The organism is Catelliglobosispora koreensis DSM 44566 (assembly GCF_000379685.1).
Classification (GTDB): Bacteria; Actinomycetota; Actinomycetes; order Mycobacteriales; family Micromonosporaceae; genus Catelliglobosispora; species Catelliglobosispora koreensis.
The window spans coordinates 167368-190789 of sequence record NZ_KB903253.1; the positions used below are offsets into that span (position 1 = coordinate 167368).

The 23422-nt window shown below is 63.6% G+C and carries 18 protein-coding genes and 1 pseudogene; 7 read left to right on the plus strand and 12 right to left on the minus strand.

The window, feature by feature from the left end:
• Nucleotides 1–18 precede the first annotated feature (18 nt).
• Nucleotides 19–1413: a hypothetical protein gene (locus A3E1_RS44675; protein ID WP_020521515.1), complete on the minus strand. Its 1395-nt coding sequence runs from the start codon at nucleotides 1411–1413 to the stop codon at nucleotides 19–21.
• A 158-nt stretch (nucleotides 1414–1571) separates the two neighbouring features.
• Here A3E1_RS44675 and A3E1_RS0114565 point away from each other — a divergent pair, with 158 nt between their 5' ends.
• Nucleotides 1572–2195 (plus strand): hypothetical protein, encoded by a 624-nt coding sequence (locus A3E1_RS0114565; RefSeq protein ID WP_020521516.1) that lies wholly within the window; start codon nucleotides 1572–1574, stop codon nucleotides 2193–2195.
• A gap of 44 nt (nucleotides 2196–2239) precedes the next feature.
• Here A3E1_RS0114565 and A3E1_RS40275 read toward each other — a convergent pair whose 3' ends face one another.
• Nucleotides 2240–2839 (minus strand): YidC/Oxa1 family membrane protein insertase, encoded by a 600-nt coding sequence (locus A3E1_RS40275; RefSeq protein WP_020521517.1) that lies wholly within the window; start codon nucleotides 2837–2839, stop codon nucleotides 2240–2242.
• An 88-nt stretch (nucleotides 2840–2927) separates the two neighbouring features.
• A complete protein-coding gene (locus tag A3E1_RS40280; protein WP_157631519.1) occupies nucleotides 2928–3155 on the minus strand; it encodes a DUF6412 domain-containing protein in 228 nt (75 codons plus the stop codon).
• 161 nt (nucleotides 3156–3316) lie between these two features.
• Here A3E1_RS40280 and A3E1_RS40285 point away from each other — a divergent pair, with 161 nt between their 5' ends.
• From A3E1_RS40285 to A3E1_RS47695, 3 genes are all read left to right on the plus strand, one after another.
• Nucleotides 3317–7804: a ThuA domain-containing protein gene (locus tag A3E1_RS40285; protein WP_020521519.1), complete on the plus strand. Its 4488-nt coding sequence runs from the start codon at nucleotides 3317–3319 to the stop codon at nucleotides 7802–7804.
• Between the two features lie 75 nt (nucleotides 7805–7879).
• On the plus strand, nucleotides 7880–9145 hold the full coding sequence (locus A3E1_RS40290) for an MFS transporter (RefSeq protein WP_020521520.1): 1266 nt from the start codon (nucleotides 7880–7882) through the stop codon (nucleotides 9143–9145).
• A gap of 24 nt (nucleotides 9146–9169) precedes the next feature.
• Nucleotides 9170–9346 (plus strand): hypothetical protein, encoded by a 177-nt coding sequence (locus tag A3E1_RS47695; protein ID WP_020521521.1) that lies wholly within the window; start codon nucleotides 9170–9172, stop codon nucleotides 9344–9346.
• A 7-nt stretch (nucleotides 9347–9353) separates the two neighbouring features.
• Here the strand turns inward: A3E1_RS47695 and A3E1_RS0114595 are convergent, their stop codons facing one another.
• Nucleotides 9354–10517: a monooxygenase gene (locus A3E1_RS0114595; protein WP_020521522.1), complete on the minus strand. Its 1164-nt coding sequence runs from the start codon at nucleotides 10515–10517 to the stop codon at nucleotides 9354–9356.
• 67 nt (nucleotides 10518–10584) lie between these two features.
• Between A3E1_RS0114595 and A3E1_RS0114600 the strand changes: the two genes are divergently transcribed.
• Nucleotides 10585–11403, plus strand: a complete 819-nt coding sequence (locus A3E1_RS0114600) for an alpha/beta hydrolase (RefSeq protein ID WP_020521523.1) — start codon at nucleotides 10585–10587, stop codon at nucleotides 11401–11403.
• Here the strand turns inward: A3E1_RS0114600 and A3E1_RS0114605 are convergent.
• Entirely contained in the window at nucleotides 11375–13756 is a 2382-nt protein-coding gene (locus A3E1_RS0114605; protein ID WP_020521524.1) for a P-loop ATPase, Sll1717 family, read from the minus strand. The genes A3E1_RS0114600 and A3E1_RS0114605 overlap by 29 nt on opposite strands.
• Nucleotides 13757–13899: 143 nt before the next feature.
• On the opposite strand from A3E1_RS0114605, the gene A3E1_RS0114610 reads away from it, so the two are divergent.
• Nucleotides 13900–14403, plus strand: coding sequence for a hypothetical protein (locus A3E1_RS0114610; RefSeq protein ID WP_020521525.1), 504 nt, complete (start codon nucleotides 13900–13902; stop codon nucleotides 14401–14403).
• Nucleotides 14384–14989, plus strand: coding sequence for a TetR/AcrR family transcriptional regulator (locus A3E1_RS44680; protein ID WP_020521526.1), 606 nt, complete (start codon nucleotides 14384–14386; stop codon nucleotides 14987–14989). Before A3E1_RS0114610 ends, A3E1_RS44680 begins: the two co-directional genes overlap by 20 nt.
• On the opposite strand, the gene A3E1_RS0114620 is transcribed toward A3E1_RS44680, so the two are convergent.
• The 7 genes and pseudogenes from A3E1_RS0114620 to A3E1_RS40300 all read right to left on the minus strand — a co-directional run bounded on the left by A3E1_RS0114620 (nucleotide 14925) and on the right by A3E1_RS40300 (nucleotide 23374).
• A complete protein-coding gene (locus A3E1_RS0114620) occupies nucleotides 14925–15587 on the minus strand; it encodes a SanA/YdcF family protein (protein WP_020521527.1) in 663 nt (220 codons plus the stop codon). The genes A3E1_RS44680 and A3E1_RS0114620 overlap by 65 nt on opposite strands.
• Nucleotides 15588–15629: 42 nt before the next feature.
• On the minus strand, nucleotides 15630–15875 hold the full coding sequence (locus tag A3E1_RS48390; RefSeq protein ID WP_051105031.1) for a cold shock domain-containing protein: 246 nt from the start codon (nucleotides 15873–15875) through the stop codon (nucleotides 15630–15632).
• A gap of 138 nt (nucleotides 15876–16013) precedes the next feature.
• Nucleotides 16014–16364, minus strand: a pseudogene (locus tag A3E1_RS48395) (toll/interleukin-1 receptor domain-containing protein); the annotation flags it as partial.
• 9 nt (nucleotides 16365–16373) lie between these two features.
• Nucleotides 16374–16958: a copper resistance CopC family protein gene (locus tag A3E1_RS0114630; RefSeq protein ID WP_026208442.1), complete on the minus strand. Its 585-nt coding sequence runs from the start codon at nucleotides 16956–16958 to the stop codon at nucleotides 16374–16376.
• Between the two features lie 71 nt (nucleotides 16959–17029).
• Nucleotides 17030–18034, minus strand: coding sequence for a sugar phosphate isomerase/epimerase family protein (locus A3E1_RS0114635; protein WP_020521530.1), 1005 nt, complete (start codon nucleotides 18032–18034; stop codon nucleotides 17030–17032).
• 82 nt (nucleotides 18035–18116) lie between these two features.
• Complete coding sequence (locus A3E1_RS0114640) at nucleotides 18117–20192, minus strand: ThuA domain-containing protein (RefSeq protein ID WP_020521531.1); 2076 nt, start codon at nucleotides 20190–20192, stop codon at nucleotides 18117–18119.
• Nucleotides 20189–23374 (minus strand): carbohydrate-binding protein, encoded by a 3186-nt coding sequence (locus A3E1_RS40300; RefSeq protein WP_020521532.1) that lies wholly within the window; start codon nucleotides 23372–23374, stop codon nucleotides 20189–20191. Before A3E1_RS40300 ends, A3E1_RS0114640 begins: the two co-directional genes overlap by 4 nt.
• Between the last annotated feature and the right edge of the window lie 48 nt (nucleotides 23375–23422).

Consider the following 23422-nt stretch of genomic DNA (forward strand, 5'->3'; position numbering starts at 1 on the left):
AACCAATGACGTAGAACATCAGTTACCCGCCACTGTGGCTAGTTCGGCCGGCCGATTTTCTGGCTCTGGTGCCCGTTCGGGTGAGCGGCGAAGCAGCGAGGAAATGCTCACCGTCGCGCCAAGGACCACGATCGGAATGGTTGGCAGCAGGAACCGGGGCTCGTGCATGTCCATCGCCGTCATCGCGAGCACCATTCCCATCCCTGAGGCGACGATCAGCGCCGCGGCGACATTGGCCCAGTCCCGGCGGCGGGCAAGAGCGACCAGCACAACGGCTAGCAGGATGGGGATCAGGAACGTCGGCGTCTTGATGTGCAGCGAATACCAGTGGAGCGCCTCGGTAAGCGCTGACCGTCGCGATTCCTCTAAGACCTTGTAACGGCCCGTGGAAGCGTCGACCAGGGGAATGGTCGCCGGGTCGGCCGCCAGCTCATAGCTCACGCGATAGCTCGTCGTGGTGGGGTCCGGCTTCCAGAACGGATCGAAGTAATGCCACATGTCGAGCGCCACGACCTTCAGGTAGGCGCCGGGCTGCTGGGCTATAGCCGCGCTGGCGAACTCCTGCCCGATGTCGGTCGCCTCACCCCACTGGGCGACCGCGCCAGCCTGCCAGAGGTAATACTCCTGGTGCTTACGGGCATCGAGAGGTTCCACTGGGCATAAACGCATTAGGCGCTCTTCGACTTGCAGCTTGTCGCAGTCGACGAAGGTGGCTACCCGCGCATAAAAGAAGCCGCCTTGATGGGTGCTGAAACCGTAGGTTCCGTACTTCTGATGGAACAGCATCACATAGGCGGCTAGGGGGATCGCCATTGTCGCCGCGAGCGTGAGCATTGGACGCCATCCCGCGCGCCGCAATAGCACGTAAATAACGGCTAGCAGCGCCACCGGAAGCCCGATTACCCGGGTGAGAGTGGCGGCGGCCAGAAACGCACCCGCCCCAAACGCGAGCCACACTGTTGGCCGCTCGTCCCAGAACAGCATCACCAGCCCGGTCAGCAACAACGCCAGGAACAAGGTGTCCGCCATGACGAACTGTTCCATGGTGATGAGGAACCCGTCGAATAGCAGCGGTGAAACGCCCGCGATCGACAGCCACCTGGGGACGTGGCGGCGCTGCAGAAAGGCGTAACAGAGTATCGCCAAGGCAAGCCCAATAAGGTGCTGTGCCGCTGTCACGGTCGCGACCGTGACGCCCTCGAAATGGGTGATTGAGAGGAATACCGGGTAGCCAATTTGGTGCACCGGCGGAATCGCCAGTTCTTTGGCGCTGCCAAGGTATTCAGGCGTGTCGCCGTACCACAATGCCGGGCGGTAAGCGACGAGCACGAGCAGCCGGATCAACGCGGCCACGCCGAGCGCGACGGCGAACGCCCAGTGGGGCTTGACAGCGACCAGTACCCGTTTCAGCACCGGTGAAATATAGCAACGCTTCAGCCGAGCTGGGCTTCAAGGCCTTTGGGATCTTGTTCGCGGGTCATGGTGTCGTGTAAGGGTCAGTCACGAGTGCCGCCCGCCGCTAGCCGCTACCGTGCCAACATCGATCGCTCTCTTTATAGAAGGAGGCAAGTATGAACGTATTCAGGCGGTTGCTGCTAGCCGCGGCGCTGATGCTTAGCGCCACGTTCCTGGTTCCTGCCGGTCCGGCTAACGCCGGCGGCCAGGCGATTCGGGTGTGCTTTCAGGTAGGCGAGTTCGGCGGTCGGCCCATCTTCGACTGCTTCACCATCGTCCTGCCGGAACTAGCGCCCAAACCGCCTTGGCCGCCGGAGTGCCTCTCCTGCCCCGTGGCCTTCGATCCGTGGGACGAGCTGGACATCTGGCAACGGCACGATTACGTCCGAGGGTGGGGCGAAGGCCTGGGCTTGCTCGGCCAAGCCGCGCTCAGCACCGATCCCAAGGAGATCAAGCACTTGCGGGCGCTGGCTCAGGAGTCGTTCTTCAAAGCCGCCGACATCAGCGCGGCGTCAGGAGTCGAGCTGGAAAGCGTTGGCTGGGCTGATCTGAAGAAGGGCGAGTTCTTCCCGGATTCAACGGGCAACGCGGCGCTCAAGTCCGCCGGGGAGAACCTCATCGCCGGGCACGCTCTCATGCAGAAGGCACTAGGCGACCCGGAACCACAGCCGAACATCGAGGCGGCGATGGCTCGCTTCGACCAGGCATACCTGGATATAGCCGAGGTCTACGGCGGCTAGCACTAGGGAGGCGGCGCCCACGAGACGTGGGCGCCGCCGACCGCTCACGGGGCGAATTGGCGCAAGGCGACGGTCTGCACGACTGTCCACGTTGTTGTCGTGACCAGATAGAGCGTCGCGGCCAGTGGCAGGAACAACGCGAAAACTGTTGAGACATAAGGCAGTGCCTTGAAGATTCCCGTCGGCTTGACGGGAAGGGTGCGTGTGGACAGATAACCAACCAGTGCCATGAGGGCGATCAGGCCCAGGAACACCATCGCACTGGTGGAATTGAGATGGCTCCCCAGCGGAACGCCAAACATGGTCTCCGTCAGCAAAACGTTGGCCGAGCCGCCGACGGTTGGCGAGACGAACAGCGAATACATCGCGGCGAAGACCGGAATCTGCAACAGCATCGGCAGACAGCCGCGCGCGAGGTTGCCTCCCTCCGCTTGCAGCAGCTGGACGCGTTCGGCCTCCGGCAGCTTGGCCGCGCGGCCAAGGAGGTCAGTGCGACGCTGGTCGGCGCGATGCTGGGCATAGCCCAGCGGCAGCAGGATGACCCGGGCGAGCAGGGTCGCCAGGACGATGGCCAACGGCACACCGGCGATGACGGCCAGGTTGGTGACGGCGTAGTTCATGGGCACGGCAAGGAAATCGAACACAGGAAGACTCCAGAGCTAGGCAAGGAAAGAGGACCAGCGCAGCGCTTCAAAGCCCACGATCATGGCGTGGGACAGGAAAGCGCGACGGCTAGCGCCCTGGAGCGCGAGGGCGGGGGTGACCAGCGGCGTCGGGATCACGCTGACGCAGATAAACCGGTCGCCGGTGGCTTGACCCGAACCCGGTCGAAGGTGCGGCGACCGCCGCGATCACGGGCCGCATAAAGATCGCGAGGCAGATCGCCGCGACGGTCAGGACGACCGCACTGGTCCAGTGCGGCTGATCAGCCAGCAAGAACAACAGCGCGAAAAACGGCACGTCAGGCAACGTAGCAGCCCCGTGCAACATCACGCCTGTAAATTTCTTGCTCCACTTTGGATTGACTTCTGCATTGATTGAATTAGTTTATTCATTGAACATAACCGTCCCCATCCCTCCGGTCTCCGCTCAACCGGGCTTACCTGGCAAGGAGATCATCCGTGTCTGCCTTACGCCGCGTCCTCGCGTGCGTGGTGCTAGCGTCCGCGTTCCTGCTGGCACCGGCACCCGCGCAGGCTGCCGCTTTCTCTGTCCTAGTCTTTTCGAAGACAGCCGGCTTCCGGCATGACTCGATCCCGGCTGGAATCGCCGCGATCCAGGCTCTCGGAACGGCGAACAACTTCACGGTGGTGGCGACGGAAGACGCCGCCCAATTCAACGACGCCAACCTGGCCAACTACGCCACCGTGGTCTGGCTCAGCACCACCGGTGACGTCCTCGACGCCACACAGCAAGCCGCGTTCGAGCGGTATATCCGCGCGGGCGGCGGTTACGTCGGCATTCATGCCGCGGCCGATACCGAATACGGCTGGGCGTGGTACGGCAACCTAGCGGGCGCCTACTTCTCCAGTCACCCGGCCGTCCAAAGTGCCACGGTCAAAGTGGAAGACCCGGCGCACGCTTCGACGAGTGGGCTCCCGGCCAAGTGGACGCGCACGGACGAGTGGTACAACTTCCAGGCCAACCCGCGCCCGAGGGTCCACGTGCTGGCGTCGCTGGATGAGAAGACGTACTCACCTGGTACACCCATGGGGTTTGACCATCCTATTTCCTGGTGCCAAGAGTTCGATGGCGGAAAGTCTTGGTACACCGGCCTTGGCCACGCCAACGAGACCTTTAACGACACCGCGTTCCGCAATCACCTGCTCGGCGGGATCAACACGACCGCTGACGCTGTCGCCAGCGATTGCAAAGCGAGCCTGAACGGCAGCTTCCAAAAGATCGCGATCGACTCCAACACGAATAACCCGATGGAGCTTGACGTCGCTCCCGACGGCCGCGTGTTCTACATCGAGCGCGACGGGCGGGTGCAGATCATTCTGCCCGCGGGCGGAACCGTCACAGCGGCGACGCTTCCCGTCTTCACGGGTAACGAGGATGGGCTGCTGGGCATCCGGCTCGATCCCAACTTCGCCAGCAACGGGTTCATTTACCTTTATTACTCGCCCAACACCGGCGGCCCGCGCAATCAGATCTCCCGCTTTACCGTGTCGGGCAACAGCCTCAGCCTTTCCACTGAAGCTGTTCTGCTGCAAGTCACCACGCAGCGCAACACGTGCTGTCACGCTGGCGGGAGCATGACCTTTGACGCGGCCGGAAACCTTTACCTGGCAACGGGTGACAACACCAACCCGTTTGAGTCAGACGGTTACTCGCCACTGGACGAACGATCCGGGCGGCAGGACTTCGACGCGCAGCGCACGTCTGGCAACACGAATGATTTGCGCGGCAAGATAATCCGGATAACGCCTCAGGCCAACGGCACCTACACCATTCCGGCTGGCAACCTCTTCCCATCGGGGACGGCGAACACGCGGCCGGAAATCTTCGCGATGGGCTTCCGCAACCCGTTCCGCATCGGCGTCGACAAGGCGACGAATACGCTCTACGCGGCGGACTATGGACCGGATGCGGGCGCTCCCAACGCCAATCGCGGTCCTGAAGGGACCGTCGAGTGGAACGTCGTGACGGCGGGAAACTATGGCTGGCCTTATTGCCATGGCAACAACTATGCCTATCACGACTGGACGTTCCCGTCTGGCCCGAGTAACGGCGCGCACAACTGCAACGCGCCAGTTAACAACTCCCCCAACAACACCGGGCTGCAGAACCTTCCGCCCGCCAAACCCGCTACCGTGGACTATGACTACGGCGGCAATCCGCTGTTCCCGGAAATCGGTGGCGGCGGTGCGCCGATGGGCGGCCCGGTCTACCGCTACAACGCTTCGCTGAACTCCTCGCGCAAGTGGCCTGCCTACTGGGATGGCAAGGCGCTGTTTGGCGAGTGGAACCAGAACAAGATGTACACGATGCAGGTGACCGCGGATGGAAGGTCGCTTGTGGACATCAACCAGCTGTTCGCTGGCATGAACGTGTTGCGCCCCATGGACTTGGAGTTTGGCCCGGATGGCGCGATGTACCTGATCGAGTGGGGCACCGGTTTCGGCGGCAACAACGCCGACTCTGGCGTCTACCGGATCGACTACCTGCCAGGCGACGCGGCACCGATCGCCGTCGCGAGTGCGACGCCGACAAGCGGCCCGACTCCGCTGACGGTGCAGTTCTCCAGTGCGGGATCAAACGATCCGGGCGGCCAAGTCATCACGTATTCGTGGGCGTTCGGTGACGGCACCACGTCAACGGCGGCCAACCCGTCCAAGACCTACAGCATCGCGGGCAACTACACGGCGGTGCTCACGGTCCGGGATCCGGGCGGAAAGACCGGCACGGCAAGCGTTCCGATCAGCGTGGGCAACACGGTCCCGGCCGTGAACATGACGTATCCGCTCGACGGCGGCTTCTTCGCCTGGGGCGATCAGATCCGTTACACCACAACGGTCACCGATCCGGACGAGACCATCAACTGCACGCGGCTCGTGCTGCAGTACTACCTCGGCCACGATGAGCACGGCCACCCGATTCAGAACTACACTGGCTGTTCCGGAAGCGTCGCCACCGCCTCGAATTCGGGGCACGGCGATGACGCTAACGTCTTCTCCGTCTTCGAAGCGGCCTACACCGACAACGGTGGCCTGGTTGGCAGATCCAACAAGGTCCTGCAACCCAAACACAAACAAGCAGAACACTTCTCTGGTACGGGGCGAGCCCCCGGCGGCATCGGAACAGGTGACCCCGGAGTCGTCCGTGAGGCAACCGGTGATACCGCTGGAGGGTTCCAGAACATCGGTTTCATCGAGGACGGCGACTACTGGTCCTACACGCCCGTGAATCTGTCCAATATAGACTCGATCCGGTTCCGCGCCGCTTCCCCCGGCGGTGGTCGCATCGAGGTCCGCACCGGTTCAGCGAGCGGCACGTTGCTCGCGACAGCGACCGTCGGATCGACGGGTGCCTGGCAGACCTACGCTGACTTCACGGTTGCCATACCGGCATCAACTGTCAGTGGCCCGCTGTTCTTCGTCGTCAAGAACCCCACCGGCGGCACGGGAACCGGCGGCATTCTCAACGTGAACTGGGTTGATTTCAACGGCCGCGGCATGGCTGACACGGCTGGACTGTCCGTCTCGCCGTCTTCGCTGAGTTTCGGCAACCAGAATGTTGGCACGACATCGAACCCGCAGAACGTCACCATCAGCAACCCGGGCACAGCGTCCGTCCCGGTTCCGGCTCTTTCGGTGACCGGGCAGTTCACGCAAACCAACAATTGCCCGACTGCCCTTGGCGCTGGTGCTTCATGCACCGTGCAGGTGCGGTTCGTGCCCACGTCGGCCGGGGCCAAGAGCGGGACGCTCAGTGTGGCACCGTCCAATGTGGCACTGTCCGGCACAGGTGTCAGCTCAACGACGAACCTGGCTCTGGGTAAACCGGTGACCGCCAGTTCGTCCAATGGCGGATTCCCCGCGTCCAACGTCAACGACGATAACGCTTCAAGCTATTGGGAAAGCAACAACAACGCCTTCCCACAGTGGATTCAGGTCGATCTCACGGCACCGTCCTCGGTCGCTTCGGTAACGCTGAAGCTGCCACCACCAGCCGCGTGGGCGACCCGGACCCAGACGCTGACCGTGCAAGGCAGCACCGATGGGTCCAACTGGACAACCCTTTCCCCGTCAGCGGGACGGGTGTTTGACCCGGCGACCGGCAACACGGTCAACATCGCGTTCACGGCGGCGGCGGTCCGCTATGTGCGCGTGACGATAACGGCGAACACGGGCTGGCCCGCCGGTCAGCTGTCGGAGTTGCAGATCTTCGGCGGCGCTGGTGGCGGTCCCGTGTTCGGGGTGTCACCGGTCTCGCTGAACTTCGGCTCGGTCAACGTGGGCAGCACAAGCAATCCGCAAACGGTCGTGCTGTCCAACACCGGCACCGCGGCCGGATCGGTCAGCGTGAGCGCTCCAGCGCAGTTCGCCCAGACGAACAGCTGCGGCTCCACGCTCGCGGCCGGAGCGTCATGCAACATCAGCGTGACGTTTAGCCCAACCTCAGCCGGTGCCAAGTCAGGCAACCTGACGGTGAACGGTCTGACCGTGGCGCTGTCCGGCAGTGGCGTGGGCGGATCGTCCAACCTCGCGCTGGGCAAGCCTGTCACCGCTTCGCATACGCAAAACTACGTGCCGTCCAACACGGTCGACGCTGATGTCAACAGCTACTGGGAAAGCCCCAATAACGCCTTCCCGCAAAGCATCACGGTCGACCTGGGCTCGTTGTGCTCGCTGACTTCCCTTGTCCTGCGGGTGCCACCGGGCTGGGGTTCACGCAATCAGACACTGTCCCTTTCGGGCAGCACCAACGGCTCCTCGTACACCACCATCGTGGGCTCGGCGAGTTATTCGTTCCCCGCTGGAGGGTCCGTGACCGTGAACCTGCCTGCAAATACGACGGCCCGCTATGTCCGGCTCACCTTCACCGCCAACACCGGCTGGCCCGCGGCTCAGCTGTCGGACCTGCAGATCATCGGCACGGTCTAGTAAATCGCAGTTCGGTCCCCTCTGCCAACAGCAGAGGGGACCGGCCCCCGCCCGTTGCCGCGCTAGAGTCGGCACGTGTCGTATCGCCAGGACCTGAGCCTGCTCAAAGACCGCAAGTTCAGCCTGCTGCTAGCCGCCCGCACGGTTTCCGTCTTCGGCGCTTCTTGTGCCCCGGTGGCGCTGGCGTTTGGCGTGCTTGAGCTGCCCGGAGCCACAGCCACCACGCTGTCAGTCGTGCTCGCCGCCAACACGGCACCAATGGTGGCCTTCATGTTGTTTGGCGGCGTTATCGGGGACCGGTTCCCGCGGCAGCGGGTGATGATGACCGGCGAACTCATGAACGCGGTTTCCTGCCTGGCGCTATCGGCGATGCTTTTCACCCACTGGGCACCGCTTCCCGCACTCGCCTTGGCGTCAGCCGTTGGCGGCATTGGATTAGCGGTCTTCTGGCCCGCCTTGATCGGCGTCGTGCCCGAAGTCGTTCCAGCGCACCAGCTTCAGTCGGCCAACGGCTTGCTCGGGCTCGGCATGAACTCAGCCCGCATTGGCGGCATGGTCGCCGGTGGCACGATGGTCACCCTGATCGGTGCGGGCTGGGCTCTAGCCACATCGGGACTGTTGTTCGCTGCCGCCGGCTTCCTGATCGCCGCGCTCGGCCGGCGCACCACGATGGCCGCCCGCCCGAAACCGCAAACGGTGCTAAAGGAACTGCGCGACGGCTGGCACGAGTTTCACAGCAGGCAATGGCTTTGGGTCGTCGTAGCCCAGTTTTCGGTTCTAGTGATGGCGATGCAAGCCGCGCACGGTGTGCTCGGCCCTGTCGTGGCCAAGCACGAACTCGGTGGTGCTAAGGCATGGTCGGCGATTCTGGTCGCCCAGGCCGTGGGAATGCTTGCCGGAGCGGTCATCGCCATGCGCGTGCGCCCGAAGCGGCCGATTCTGGTCGCCACCTTGATGATGTTCGCCGTCGCCTTGCCGTCCCTGTCACTGGGCGTCAACGCTCCTTTGTGGATAGCTGTCGCCGCCGGGTTCGCGATGGGCGTCTGCTTCAACATTTTCGGCGTACTGTGGAACACCACGATGCAACGGGAAATCCCCGCGGAATCCCTGTCCCGCGTGAGTTCCTATGACGCGCTCGGGTCATTGATGTTCGGCCCGCTCGGCATGCTTGCCGCCGGCCCCGTCTCCGAAGCCGTTGGCGCCAGGCACGCGTTGCTCGGTTGCGCGGCGATCGTTTCGATGGCGACACTCGCCGCACTCACCAGCCCCGCCGTGCGCAACCTGCGTGCCCGCCCGGCCGAAGACCCGCAGCCCCTCGTGCCTGCCACCAGCGCCGCTTGACCGATGGCCTTAGGCTGCCACCTCATGACGACACCGCAGCTCGCGTGCCCGCTGTGCCAGAGCACCGGCTTTCAGCAAGAAGAAGGCCGTCTCGACAGCAAGTGGGGCTTGACCTCACACAAGATGACCCTGCTGATCTGCACGAACTGCCGCTATATCCTGCACTTCTACGACCGCAACTCCATCTTCGACTTCGACTGACCGGAGGCTAGGTGCGGGTCCAGCTGAGGATGCCAAGGCACATCTCATCGCTAGTTCCCTCTCCCCAAACGACGTAGCGCGGTTCGAGACCACGCAGGGCCGGCAGTTGCTGGCGCAACGACGCGTCGTGGGTGCAGGTCACTCGCACGATGTCGCCTGCCTTTACCGTCACCGGTTCGGCGAGGGGACGGGCTCCCTGGTCGTCGAAGTCATACACAGGAACATCGAGCAAAACCTTTGCCTCAGGCGTACCAGGATGAAGCTCCACCTTGATAGACCGGCCCAGAAGGTGCATGTGCCCGGCTGCCGCTTGGATGACCCCGGCTTCGCGCGCCTTGTGGTCACAGCTTTGCACCGGTCCCGGCTTCGGTTTGCCGCCACTGCACAACAGGAGGAGCCCGCCGATCGTGGTTCCGGATTGATTCCCGAAGCGGGACCACACATCGATGAGCGCCCTGTCACGGTTACACAGATTCCCCGATTCGGTTGCGGTGCACGGGAGTTCGACCGGCGCGACCAAGAGCGTCGTCTGCAGTGGACGCATCGAGGACCCACCGTCGTTGAGGCGCAACCGGATCCCTGATTGGTCCGTCCCGGCTTTGCCTTGTGCGCCCAGCAGGTTGTAGTGGATTTGCATGACGATCTGGCTGCCGGCGGGCATCTCGTAGCCGATGTCATTGGCGAGCACGATCTCGTCGCCGCCCGGCGCCCACGCGGCGATCCAGGCCGCGCCACTGGCCAGGCCACGCGTGCGCGGATCGCCTCGCCCGATGCCGGTGCCGCCGAAACAGGTCCATCCGTCACCGTCGTCTTCGCTGTCGAGATCCCTGGCTTGAGCCACATCGTCGGGGGCGACACGGAAGAAGATCGCGTGGTGCACCAGCGCTGGGTTCTGCGGCAGGAACTGGCTGCCGGTCACGAAGGTCCGCTGGGTGAATCCAGGGTCAACCAGGAAGCAGCGATACTCATCGGTGCCCCGGTCAGGTTGCGGTGTGAACGCCCGCTCCATCTTCAGCTCGGTGAACCGCTCCCCCGCGCGCAACGGCTTGGGCGGCGCCACGCTGAACGTATGTGTCGAGTGAGCGTCTGCCGTGGACGGCGGCTGTTGCTCCTGGGGCGCCGTGCACCCGGCTAGCACCAAGACAGTCAAACCGGCGAGAACCCGCTTCATGACTCCGACGTTACGCGCCGGTAGCCCGCCAGGACATCGCCTCTTACCTGAAAATTACCATGAAGGCATGCTGGGTAAGGCTGGAGTGATCGTGAAGCCCGTGCTGGTGCTGCTAGTGATCGTGGCACTGCTGATGCTGCTGATGTGGGCGTTTCAGCGCAAGCTGATCTACTTTCCGGACACGGAAGATCCGGGCGCGGCTCACCTGGCTATCGCGGGGGCGCGGGACGTCACGCTGTCCACTGAGGACGGACTTGAGCTGAAAGCCTGGTTCGTGCCCGCGACGGCAAACGACCGTGGCATACGCTTCCTGGTCGCGCACGGCAACGGCGGGAACAGGGCCGGAAGAGCGCCTTTGGCCGAGGCCCTCGCGGCGCAGGGCTTTTCTGTGCTGCTATTGGACTATCGCGGCTATGGCGGCAATCCGGGCAGCCCGACGGAGCAGGGCCTGCTGCTCGACGCCAAGGCCGCGCTCACGTTTCTCGGTCCCGGGCCGGTTGTCTACTTTGGGGAGAGCCTTGGCACGGGTGTGGTCACAGCGCTCGCGCTTGAGCATCCGCCCGCGGCACTGATCTTGCGCTCGCCGTTCACAAGCCTGCCCGACGCCGGTGCCGTGCACTATCCGTTCCTGCCGGTGCGGCTGCTGGCCCGGGACAAGTTTCCGGTGGCCGATCACGTGGCTCGCCTCGGCGTACCCACGGTGGTTGTTTATGGTTCTGATGATTCGATCGTGCCGGCGGCTCAAAGCCGTGAAGTCGCCAAACGGGCCGCCGGCCCGGTGACCGTGGTCGAGGTCAAGGGCGCCGACCATAACGACCGCGTCCTGCTCGACGGCCCCGAACTCATCGCCGCCGTTGTCAGCGCTCTCCCGGCACCGAATCGCTAATTTCCAGGTGAGCCCGGTAGGCGGGGTGGATTTCGAAGCGGGAGGAACGCCCGGCCGCCCGTTCGAACTTCTTGACGAGCACGTCGGCCTTGCGCATGTCCTCGTCGGAGCTGCCGTAGTCGAAGCGTCCGTCGCCCGTCTCGACCCCGATGAAGGCTAGCTGCCGCAACACCTTGGTGTGTTCACGTTGCTGGAAGGCGCTCCGGCTGACGATGCTGAGCAGTTCGCTGAGGCGGGCCGGGCTCAGGATCGATTCCTCGCCGGCGAACTCGATCAGGATGTCTTCGAGGTTCACGGAGAACGCGACAGCTTCCACCAGCAGCGCTTCATAGGCGAAGCGGCTGTAGTCCTTCTCGGCTTCGAGGATGTCATCTTCGCTGATCTTCGTGTGCTTGGCGTTCGCCGCGCGCGTCACCGCCGCGTTGGCGAAGACAACCAGATCACGAGGGCGTGGCTGCACACGGGACAGGAGGTATTCGCGCGAAGTCAGGCCGCGCACTTCCGGCTCGAAGTAGTGCACCCACAAGTCTTCCGCGGCAACGTTTTCCTCCGTCGAGGAGGCGAGGAAACGATCCTCCAGCACGCGCGCCAGCAGGTCAGGATCGCGCCAGCCGATCTCCACTACCTGGATCTTGTCAGGTTCCCTGGCCTGGGTGCGAATGAAGGCGAAGATGTCGCTTCGCAGGAAGACGGTGAGCGTCACTTGACTGGCCGTGTTTCGGCCAGCCTCCGCCCGGAACTCATCCGAGGCCCGGCTGACCACGCCCAGCAGGCCCAGCAGGAACTGAGCGAGCAACGGCAAATCCGCGCTTGGCTCCCAAGCCTTGTCGAGGTTGTCCACGAGAACGGCGACCCGCTGCTTGCCGGAGATCGCCCGTGCGATCTTGCCGCGCAAGGCTTTGAGGCTATCGGTGAACAGGGCCGAGTTGACCTTCTGCCGCGCCTCGGCGACGGAGTGTTCGTCGATGCCGTCTTCGAGCAGCTTGTTCATGGAGTTGATCAGGCGGTCCAGCCGCTCCGAGAAGCTGGCGTCGCTGCCCAGGTGTTCTTTCTCCAAATAGGACTGCAGTGCGGCCAGTGGCGAGCCGGTCGGAATTCCGGCCGGGCGGCTCTCCGCCTCAGCGACAGCCTGGCTGGCGATCTCGGTGTAGATCAGGTATTTCCAGAGTCCCTCAATGAGATAGTCCCCGAGGTAGGCGGTCTTGATTTTCCGCATGACCTCCAGGAGACCTTCGAGCTCATAGCTCGCCGGCTTGATGACGCACACCAGATTGCGGGCATCTTCGCGAAGGGCGGCGGCAGCCTGAAGCATGTTCGCGGTCTTGCCCGTCCCTTTCTTGCCGCAGAAGATGCTGGCACTGGCGTCGAGAACGTCGCGGTAGTCGCGGGTTTCCACGAAGTAGCGGTCGAGCCCTTCGCGATCGCGTTCGGCGACGTGATTACCGAACCGCAACGCGGCGATCTCCGCCAGGTGCTCCCGAACCCGCGACACGGGCGCTGAGCGTGGCTCGTGCAGCGACTCGATCCAGGTCTTCGCGGCGGACTTCAGCCCACTGGGACTGCGGTAGTGAATCGCCAGGTCTCGGTAGTCGATGGGACTGCGGACCGTGTGCTCCGCGACGATGAGGACCTCCCGGCCCATGCCACGGGCGATGCCGGCGAGCAACGAGACCCGGGGATTGCCGGCTTCGGCCAGGTAGGCCTTGGTGGGAGTCATGTGGAAGATCACCACACGAGAGCGATGAATTTCCTCGATGTACCAGGCGAGCGGTGCGCTACTGCCATATTCAGCCAGATCAAGTGTGCTGACTTCCAGTTTGCTGTAGCGCTCGATGAGCTGGGTTAGCTTGCGGCTGGCTTCGTCCTCTTTGAGGCTTGGAATGTAGAGGAGACGCGACGGGGCGGCACGTTCGTCGAGCCCACCCGTGAGGTCATCCCAGAGTGTCGGGCCGCCACTGTCCGAGACAACCCGCGACAGCTTTTCTACGAGGTCCTTCTTGTTCCGGTAGCTGGAATAACCCGTGGTGGTCAGCAGGGCGAAGTCGCGCCAGGCTTTGTCGGCTTGCCGGTCGTCCGCGTCGAGCAGGATCGCGACGCGCTTCTTCTTTCCAATGGCCAGGCCCAGCTCAAAGAGAACGTTGTCGTTCATGGACGTCAGCTCGAAAACGCCGATGGTGGCCGAGTTCAGCTGACTTTCGATCTCGTTGACGATGAGCCGTCCGTTGACCTGAAGATCTTCCCAGGAAATGGAACTGTCCACATTGGCGTGACTCGCCATTTCGGCAGCGGTTTCCCTGATCAGCTCTCGCACGGCCTCCGGCTTGGAACCATAGCCAAAGAAAAGTCGCTCCACGCTGCCTCCCCAGTCGTTGTGGCTTCGTCAATATGGCCACGTTGCGGAGTCGCACGAATACCACTAGTGGTACGAAAATCGACGATGATCGTACTAACTTTGCCAGGTGAACCAGTAGGGTGTACCAGTGGTACACTCGGCACATGCGAGTGGCTATCAAGGTCATCGGCACCGCTCTGGTGACGGTTCTGCTGACCTATCCGCTGTGGGCGCCGCAGTGGGGACAAGGCATTCTGGGCGAGTTCTGGGCGGCCGAGATGCCCGGTGGGCTGATCGCGGTGCTCGTGTTCTTCGGGCTCGTCGCGCTCTATTGCCGTGGGCTGCAGCGGACCTTGATGCTGACCGGTCACGCTAACCCGGCTTCGGTGTGGTGGATGTTCGCGATCCCCTATAACTTCACCGAAGACTTCTTCATCGTGCGCAACGTGTCCGTGTCGCTTGCCGGGCGCATGTCAGACGGTTTCGTCAGGCGCTGGACCGTCGTCGGTTACGCGTGGTGTGCGTTCCAGATTCTCTCGCTGTTCCCGGGCATCGCAGGTTATGTGGGCGGGGCCATCGCGATTCCACTATGGATCGGTCACTGGGCGATGACCTCCTTTGCCAACAACAGATTGGCGGTGGCAGACCGTGCCGTTGCCGCGGTTTAACCGGCTTCCCGGCGAGAACCGTGCGGCTATTCTCGCGGTCGCACAGGAGCACTTCGCCCGCGACGGCAAGGACGCGGCATCGTTCAACCAGATCATCGCCGACGCGGGCATCTCGAAAACCTCGGCATACCACTACTTTGACGGCAAAGATGACTTGTTCAACGCCGTGCTAGCCGGTGCGGCCCAACGCATTCTCGACAAGCTCGGGCCGTGGCGGCGAGTGTCCACAGTGGACGATCTGTGGGCTCAACTGGAAGCGGGCGCGGCCACTCTTTGGCGGTATTCGCAGGACAATCCCGCCGACAGGGCGATCTTGGCGACCGCTCGGGCGACGGAACCGGATCAGTGGGTGCGGCATCTGGTCGGCAACGCTGACGCCTTGGGGCTGCTAGCCAAGGGGACGGATCGCGACCTCATCACAGCTTTGACGGACAGTGTGCTGCACACGCTCGATCAGTGGGCGTTGCGTCACGGCGAGATGCCTGACGTCAGGCTGTTTCTGAGCCGCATCTGGGGCAGTGCTAACGCAACGCCTCGTCGAGGGAAGTCTCGCGCGGCCCCCAGTGCGTCGGCTCGTGGCCGGTGACGACTTCGAAAAGGGCCTTCACGATCGCGCCCTGTTCCCTGATGAGCCCGTTGCGCCACGGCTGGCGGTAGACCGCGACGGAGTCGTCGCCGACGCCGATCGCGTCGATGCCAGCGTCGCGGCACAGGGCGACCGCGCGTCTAATGTGGAAGCTCTGCGTCAGCACGATCAGCGAGGTCGCCCCGAAGATGCGATGCGCCCGCTGGCACGAGTCAGACGTGTCAAACCCGGCGTAGTCGGCCACGACCTTGTGCGCCGGAACGCCTTGAGCGATCAGCCAGTCGCGCATCGCGTCAGGCTCGTTGTAGTCGAAGTTCATGTTGTCGCCAGACACGAGCACGGCCCGGATCTTGCCCGCATGGTAGAGATCGCGTGCCATCGCCAGGCGGGCTTCAAGAAACGGCGACGGCGTCCCGTCGGCGAACACTTGCGCGCCGAGCACCATGGCGACCGGTCTCGCGGGGACGTCATCCAGCGTGTACAGGCGTCCCGACGACGCTGCGCGTACCCAAATCAAACTCGCCGCGGCGAACACGACCGCTGCCGCGATCAGCGCTACCGCCGTCCACTTGATACGCCGCCACCAGACCCCGCCCATGCCCTCATTTTGCCTTAGCGGGTCTGCCCTGCGGCGCCTTCTTCACCGAACTCTCACTTTGTCAGCCATCGGTCCGTTAGTACCTTGCACGATCTCGAAGCTGACGGCCTGGCCGTCCTCCAGAACCCTATATCCATTCATCTCGATGGCGGAGAAATGAACAAATATGTCGCGCCCATCATCTGTGGTGAGAAAGCCAAAGCCTTTTTCCGCATTGAACCACTTCACATAGCCGGAGACCCGGCGCGGCTCGGCTGGCGGCCGAACCGAAGCCTGATAGCTGCTCAGGGGATCACGAACCTCGGCGGTTGCCGGAAGGTCTGGGACCGCCTGCAGCGGGGCGGTGAGACCTGCGGCGATTTGATGCTGTGCCTCATGTTTCATCGCGGCCAACACCAGCTCCTTGATCACATTGTCAGCGTTGAGGTCAGTGAGCTGCAGATACAGCACGTCGTGCAGCGACACTGGCATCTCCACGTCTCCGACGCGCAGCGGCAGGACCTTTACCCCTCTTCTGTTTATGCCACCAGAGATCGCCATTGCCAGTTCCTTTTGGCACCAGGCCGACTGCACCGAATTGCGCGAAACGATGGCGACAACGAAGTGAACCTCTTGGATCGCGCGTGAGATGCGATCGATGATGGAGTCGCCGACCAGCAGCTCACCTTCGTCGATCCAGACTCGTAGTCCATAGGTCGTCAGGCCGGTCGCCAGCGTGCGCGCCAATGCTTTGTCGGCGTGGGCGTAGCTGATGAACATCGAGATGGTAGGGGCCATCGCCCCATCTTAGTCAGCCTTCTTCCGACGGTGGCGCGGTGCGAAACAGGCCAAGGCTCCAATCAGGAGTATTGCGGCTACACCCACGAACCACCAAGGAAACGAGCTAGAGCTCGCATGGGGCGACGATGCGGCGGGTGCGGGTGGTGCGGTGGTCATGGGGCCTTGATAGTCGAACCGGATCGTGCCCTGGACCTTGTCGCCGTCAGACGCTACCGACTGATAGCTGACGGTGTAGAGACCTTGCACGGGCCAGTGCGTGACGGTCAGCAGAGCCGGAAAGCCGGTGCGATAGAAGACAGGCTCCCACTTGCCGTCGACAAGGTTCAGCTCCTGCGCCGGGGTGGGCAGCGGCGACGGCTGACCGTGCGACCAGCCGGACAGGAGTTGCTGTCCGTCCGGGGAGGTCACCGTGAAGGTGGCGGACTGAGCGGGGGCTTCGGTGAAATACAGCGCGATTTCACGCGGTGTGGTGCTGACGGTCGTCTGGTTGGCCGGCACTGAATAGGCCAGCTGCCCGTGCGCGAAAGCCGGGGCCGGAAAGCCAAGGATCGCAACGGAAAGCGCGAGTCCAAAAGCGGCGGTCTTGCGCATCAGGGCACTCCCGAAGAAATGCTCTGCCGGGGACGGGATCATTGCCAGCGGCCCCGGCAGAGAGCCTCACTCTAGTTGGACGAGAAAGCCGCATCGAACGCGGCGGCCGGAGCGTCGAAGGCCAGCCGGCGCACGAACTGCAGCGCCTCGGGAGCGCCGATGAGACGGTCCATTCCGGCGTCTTCCCACTCGATCGAGATCGGGCCTTTGTACCCGATCGTGTTGAGCGCGCGGAAGCACGCCTCCCACGGCACGTCGCCGTGCCCGGTGGACACGAAGTCCCAGCCGCGGCGCGGGTCGGCCCACGCCAGGTGCGACGACACGATGCCGCGGCGGCCATCCTTCGTGTTGACCTTCGCGTCCTTGCAGTCCACGTGATAGATCCGGTCGGCGAAGTCGAGGATGAAGTTCGCCGGGTCGATGCCCTGCCACACCATGTGCGAGGGGTCCCAGTTCAGGCCGAAGGCCGGACGGTTGCCCACCGCCTCAAGCGCGCGCTTGGTCGTGTAGTAGTCGTAGGCGATCTCGCTCGGGTGCACTTCGTGCGCGAACTTGACCCCGACCTCGTCGTAGACGTCAAGGATCGGGTTGAAACGGCGTGCGAAGTCCTCGTACCCACGATCGATCATTTCCTGCGAAGCAGGCGGGAACATGGCGAGCGTGTGCCACACCGAGGAGCCCGTGAATCCCACGACGACGTCAACGCCGAACGCCCGCGCTGCCCGCGCCGTGTCGGCCATTTCCTTCGCCGCCGCCTGCCGGACCTCCTCGGGGTTGCCTGACCCCCAGATCCGTGCGGGCAAAATGCCCTGATGCCGTTCGTCGATCGGGTGATCGCAGACGGCTTGGCCCACCAGGTGGTTCGAGATCGCCCAAGCCTTCAGGTTGTACTTGGCGAGGGTCGCGTGTTTGCGCTCCACATAGGACGGATCGGTCAGAGCTGCGGAAACGTCGAAATGATCACCCCAGCAGGCGATCTCCAAACCGTCATATCCCCACTCTGACGCCAGCCGGCAGACCTCTTCGAACGGAAGGTCCGCCCACTGACCGGTGAAAAGGGTGATGGGCCTTGCCATGGAAACTCCCTATCGTTGTTTGAGTGGGGGAACCACACCTCGCCCGGTCGGCGTACGTGCGAGACGGGTTCCCCCACGTTCTTTAGGGCGTGGTCCAGCGCTGGTTAGCCCCACCATGGCAGGTCCAAATATGGATCTGCTGCCCATCGGCGGAGTTATTGCCAGATACGTCTAGACACTTGCCCGAGTTCGGGTTCACTTGCGATCCGTTCGCGCCCGGCACCCAGTTCTGAGCCGCGGAGCCGTTGCACGTCCAGAGCTGGGCCTTCGTGCCGTTGGCGGTGCCGCTGCCGGCCACGTCGAGGCACTTGCCGAGGGCTCGCCAGGTCTGGCCGTTGCGGGTCCACGTCTGTGCCGCGGAGCCGTTGCAGGTCCAGAGCTGGATCTTCGTGCCGTCGGCTGTCCCAGCGTTGTTTACATCGAGGCACTTTCCGGCCAGGCCCGTGATCGCCCCGGTTCCGGAGGTGCCTTTCACCAGGGTGAAGTCATCGAGATCGAAGAGTCCCGCGCCTGTTCCGGTGAAGGTCAAATACAAGTTGTGGGTACCGGAGGGAACGCCACTGAGCGCCGTTTGCACGTCAGCGAAGGTGGTCCAGCTGCCCGTGTTCGGGACGTTGAGGGTTCCGAGGATCGCCCCGGTCGTCGAGCCGGTGCGGATCTGCACCTGCCCGCCCGGCCCGCCAGACACGACACGCGCCTTGAAGGTCACGACACCGGTCAGGTCCATGCCGTTGTAAGCGGCCCAGTCGCCCGGGTCGATGTAACCGAGGGTCTGCCCGCCGTGCGCGCCAGCCTTAGTGAACGCCTGTGCGCCGCTCACCGTGGAGAACGCCTCGGCTTCGCGGGTCACGTTGCCGGGCGGCGTGCCCAGTTCCTTGATCCGCACGTTGCGGAACCGGACGTCGTCACCGGCGCCGTGGTTCTGCAAGCCGATGTGGCCGGCCAGCGAGCGGGCCGCGATCGTGTTCGTGTAGTCGTTGATGAGCGTCCCGTTGAGATAGACACGTAGACGCTCGCCCTCAACCAGGATCTCGTAGGCGTTCCACTCGTTCACGGCGTTGAGCGAAGCGTCACGGGCGGCGATGTTCGCCGACTGGAAGCCATACACCGCACCGGTCGTGCGGTCAGCGCTGTCCGTCGCGTCGATCTGGATCTCGTATCCGTTATCGACCGCCGACCACGGATCGGTCGAGGGCGGGAAGCCGATGAAGACACCGGAGTTGTCGTCGCCCGGCATCATCCAGTCGAACTTCAGCGAATACGACGTGAACTGCTTGGCTGAGTACCAGAACAGGCCCATGCCCCCGGTGCTGGCCAAGGTCGCGTCACTGTTGGTGAAGCTGCCCGGCCCGGCCTGCGACCATCCCGTGGTCGACCCGTTGAACAGCGTCGTGTAGCCCGTCTCCGGCCGGCAGTCCGCCTTGGACCGTCCGGACGCGTAACGGATGCCGCCCAGGAGCTGTGCGCGGAAACTCGCCTCGCCATAACTGGCTTGGGTGTGCCCGGCACCGATGTAGTAGGACCGGCCACCGTCGAACGCCTTGCACCACGAGTGCGGATGATCGGCGCCCATGCTGCCACCCGAGTAGCTCGTCTCGTCCAAAGTGGACAAGACCTTGGCTGTGCTTCTCGGGTTGGTCTGGTAGTTGTACCACTCATCGGAGCGGCTCAGTGTTTGCGGCAAGCTCGACGTGGCGGCGTGCCCACGGTTCTCCACTCGGGTCGTGGCGGTCTGAATAGCGGGGTGGCTCGCGAAGTAGGCGCCCACGAGGTTGCCATACCAAGCCCAGCTGTACTCGGTGTCCGCGGCGGCATGCACGCCAACGTAACCGCGGCCACCACGGATGTGGGCTTCGAACGCCGCTTGCTGCGTATCGTTGAGTACGTCGCCTGTGGTGTTCAGGAAGACGACCGCTTCATAGTTCGCCAGACCGCTGGCCGTAAAGGTATTCGCGTCCTCGGTCGCGGTGACCGTGAAGTTGTTCGCCGCGCCAAGGTCGCGGATCGCTTGTGTGCCAACGGCGATCGAGTCGTGCCGGAATCCGGCCGTCTTACTGAACACGAGCACGTCATAGGGAGCGTCCGCGGCGCTGGCCGGGCTGACCGGCCCCGCGGTGCACGCCGCCGCGAACAGGGCGATCGCTAGTGCTTTTCTCATGGCAGAATCCAATTCTGGTTGGTCCCACCGTGACACGTCCAGATGTGGATCTGGGTGCCGTCAGCGGAGTTGCCGCCAGATACGTCAAGGCACTTGCCGGATTGCGGGTTGATGAGCGAGTTGTTCGCGCCGGTCACCCAGTTTTGCGAACCGGTTCCGTTGCAGGTCCACAGCTGGACCTTCGTGCCGTCAGCGGTCGCGCCGCCAGACACGTCCAGACATTTTCCTAGGGCTTGGAATGTTTGGCCGCTACGGGTCCACTTCTGTGCCGCGGAGGCGTTGCAGCCCCACAGCTGAATTTTGGTCCCGTCAGCGGTTCCAGCGTTGCTGATGTCGACGCACTTGCCCGCGAGCCCGGTAACCGGGCCGCTCGACGACTTGTGCAACGTGAAGTGATCGATGTCGAACAAGGCCCCGGCGGCGCCGGTGTAGACGAGATACAAAGGCCCACTGGCACTTGCCGACAGCTGCGTGGTGACGCTCGTGAACGTTTCCCAGCCGCCCGTAACCGGGACGGTGACCGAGCCAAGCAACGTTCCGGTCGCTGAACCGGACCTCACCTGGATCGTGCCGCCGACGCCATTGGACGAGACTTTCGCCGTGAACCTGGTGGCGCCCAGCGTGTTGATGCCGCTGTAGGCCGTCCAGTCGCCGTTGTTCACGTTGCCGACGGTGAAACCGCCGGACGCGGTGGCCGGTTTGGCTATGCGGCCCACGCCGGTCTGAGACGTATAGCTTTCCGCCTCGGTCGCTGACGCGAACGTGAACGCGTCCACGTCAAAGAGCGCGCCCGCGCCACCGGCGAAGGTCAGATACAGCGTCGTGGAGCCAGGCGGCGCTCCCGTGATCGTGCCGCTGACGTTCGTGAACACATCCCAGGCGCCAGTCACCGGAACCGTTGCGCTGCCAAGCACCGTGCCCGTCGCCGAGCCCGCCCGCACCTGAAGCGTCCCGCCAACGCCACCCGAGGACACCCGTGCCGTGAAGGACGTGAGGTTGCCCAAGGTGTACGGGTTGAACGAGATCCAGTCTCCATTGTGGATATCGCCGACTGTCTTGCCGCCTTCGGCAGGCGTCTTGGCGAACGTGTTGACACCCTGGGAACCGTTGAAGTGCTCGGCCTGCCGGTGTCGCGGTTGCGTGATGTGCTGTGCGTGCGTCGTCAGGGCAGGCTGGCCGTTGGCGCCGTTGTCGGTGTATTCGGCGTCCCAGACCCCGAAGATGTTCGCGGCGTCATCGTGCTCACCGTCGACCGGCACTTGCACCACACCGGTGCAACCGTTCTGCGAGGTGATCGCGTGCCCGTGCTGATCGTGCCCGAGCACATAGGTCATCTTGACCCGGGAGCAGTTGATGGTGCCGTCTTCGGGATCGGTGACCGTGATCTGAAACGGAATCGTGTCCCCAAACGAGAACACCGAACCGTTCGCGGGCAGTTGCACCGTCACCGTCGGCGCGGTGTTCCCAACCGTGATGATGACGCTCGACGTGCCAGTGGCCATCCCCGTGTCGCGCACGGTCAGCGTCGCCGTGTACACCCCGTTGGTGGTATAGGTCTTCGCCGGGTTCGCCGCGGTCGACGTGGTGCCATCGCCGAAGTCCCAGTGGTAGCTCAGCGTCCCGCCCTCGGGATCCGACGATCCGGCAGAGGAGAACTGGACGGCCAGTGGGGCGATGCCGGAGGTCTTGTTAGAACTCACCTTCGCTATGGGCGCGCGGTTGGTGCCCGCGATGTATTCGATGCGGTAGAGCGCGGAGTTCGCGTCACCGCTGAAGTAGCCCGTGCCGTAGTCGAGCACATAGAGCGCTCCGTTGGGGCCGAAGGCCAGATCGATTACCTGGTACCCGTCCCAGGGGAAATCTTGAATGGTCCCAGGCGATCCGTCGGTGTTCACGGCGATGTCTTTGATCCAGCCACGGCCGAACTCGCCGGCGAAGAAGTGCCCGTCGAAGGACTGCGGGAACTTGATGGTGGACGGATTCGACGCGCTGTAACGGTAAACCGGGCCGCCCATGGGCGATTCGGACCCACCGCCGAATTCTGGCGGGGTGCCCGCGTCACCGCCGTAGCGAATCCACGAGGGGCGCGCACCGGCCAAAGTGGACTGACCTGTGTTGCGGAACGAGTTGTTGGTCGCCCCGCCGGTGCAGTTGAACTTGGGCCCGGTCGCGCCGGTGGCGAAGTTCCACTCGTTGTAAGTCTCTGTCGTGGTGTTGGTGCCGGTGCAGTAGGGCCAGCCATAGAACCCGGGCGAGGTGATCCGGTTGAACTCGACCTGGCCGCTCGGGCCCCGGTTAGCGTTGGTGCTGCCCGCATCCGGGCCGTAGTCGCCGAGCCAGATATGCCCGGTCGCCTTATCGACGGTCATCCGGAACGGGTTGCGGAACCCCATCGCGTAGATCTCGGGCCGTGTGCTGGCTGTCCCAGGCGCGAACATGTTCCCGGCCGGAATCGAGTAAGTCCCGTTCGCGTTCACTTTGATGCGCAACACCTTGCCGCGCAGGTCATTGGTGTTGGCCGAGGTGCGCTGCGCGTCATAGGCCGGGTTGCGGTTCGTACGCTCATCAATCGGCGAGTACCCAGCGGAGTCAAAGGGATTCGTGTCATCGCCCGTGGACAGATACAAATTCCCGGCCGCGTCGAAGTCGATGTCTCCACCGACGTGGCAGCAGATGCCCCGGTCGGCCGGAACGTCCAGCACGACCACTTCACTGGCCATGTTCACGGTCCAGTTGGCGTTCAAAGTGAAGCGGGACAAGCGGTTGACGCCTTGCCACTGCGTCCACGACGTCCCGGTGGCGGGGGCATCACCGGAGGGAGTGGACAGTGGCGGCGCGTAGTAGAGGTAGATGAAGCGGTTGCTCGCGAAGCCGGGATCGATGCCGACTCCTTGCAAGCCTTCCTCATCGTGGCTGTAGACGGGAATGGTGCCGATGACCGTGGTGGTTCCGGCGTGATCGGTGCGGCGCAGTTGACCGTTGCGCGCGGTGTGCAGGACAGAGTTGTCCGGCAGCACCGCGAGCGAAATCGGTTCACCCATTTCGGCGACCCCACGGGCCATTTCCACCTGCTGATAGTCGGCAGGATCAATAGCCGCGGCGGCTGGGGCGGTCGGCAGCAACGCCACGGCTCCGGTGGTGACCGCGAGCAATAACGTGCTGCCTATTGAGCGGATAGACATAGGACGGTTTGCCTTCCGTAATTGTTTGGGGCACGCGCCGCCGCGCCC

Excerpts from the sequence above, each read along its gene's own strand:
- A3E1_RS0114565 (WP_020521516.1), top strand. The coding sequence starts at position 1,572 with ATGAACGTATTCAGGCGGTTGCTGCTAGCCGCGGCGCTGATGCTTAGC.
- A3E1_RS47695 (WP_020521521.1), top strand. The coding sequence starts at position 9,170 with ATGACGACACCGCAGCTCGCGTGCCCGCTGTGCCAGAGCACCGGCTTT.
- A3E1_RS0114595 (WP_020521522.1), bottom strand. The coding sequence starts at position 10,517 with ATGAAGCGGGTTCTCGCCGGTTTGACTGTCTTGGTGCTAGCCGGGTGC.
- A3E1_RS0114600 (WP_020521523.1), top strand. The coding sequence starts at position 10,585 with ATGCTGGGTAAGGCTGGAGTGATCGTGAAGCCCGTGCTGGTGCTGCTA.
- A3E1_RS0114610 (WP_020521525.1), top strand. The coding sequence starts at position 13,900 with ATGCGAGTGGCTATCAAGGTCATCGGCACCGCTCTGGTGACGGTTCTG.
- A3E1_RS0114620 (WP_020521527.1), bottom strand. The coding sequence starts at position 15,587 with ATGGGCGGGGTCTGGTGGCGGCGTATCAAGTGGACGGCGGTAGCGCTG.
- A3E1_RS0114630 (WP_026208442.1), bottom strand. The coding sequence starts at position 16,958 with ATGCGCAAGACCGCCGCTTTTGGACTCGCGCTTTCCGTTGCGATCCTT.
- A3E1_RS0114635 (WP_020521530.1), bottom strand. The coding sequence starts at position 18,034 with ATGGCAAGGCCCATCACCCTTTTCACCGGTCAGTGGGCGGACCTTCCG.
- A3E1_RS0114640 (WP_020521531.1), bottom strand. The coding sequence starts at position 20,192 with ATGAGAAAAGCACTAGCGATCGCCCTGTTCGCGGCGGCGTGCACCGCG.
- A3E1_RS40300 (WP_020521532.1), bottom strand. The coding sequence starts at position 23,374 with ATGTCTATCCGCTCAATAGGCAGCACGTTATTGCTCGCGGTCACCACC.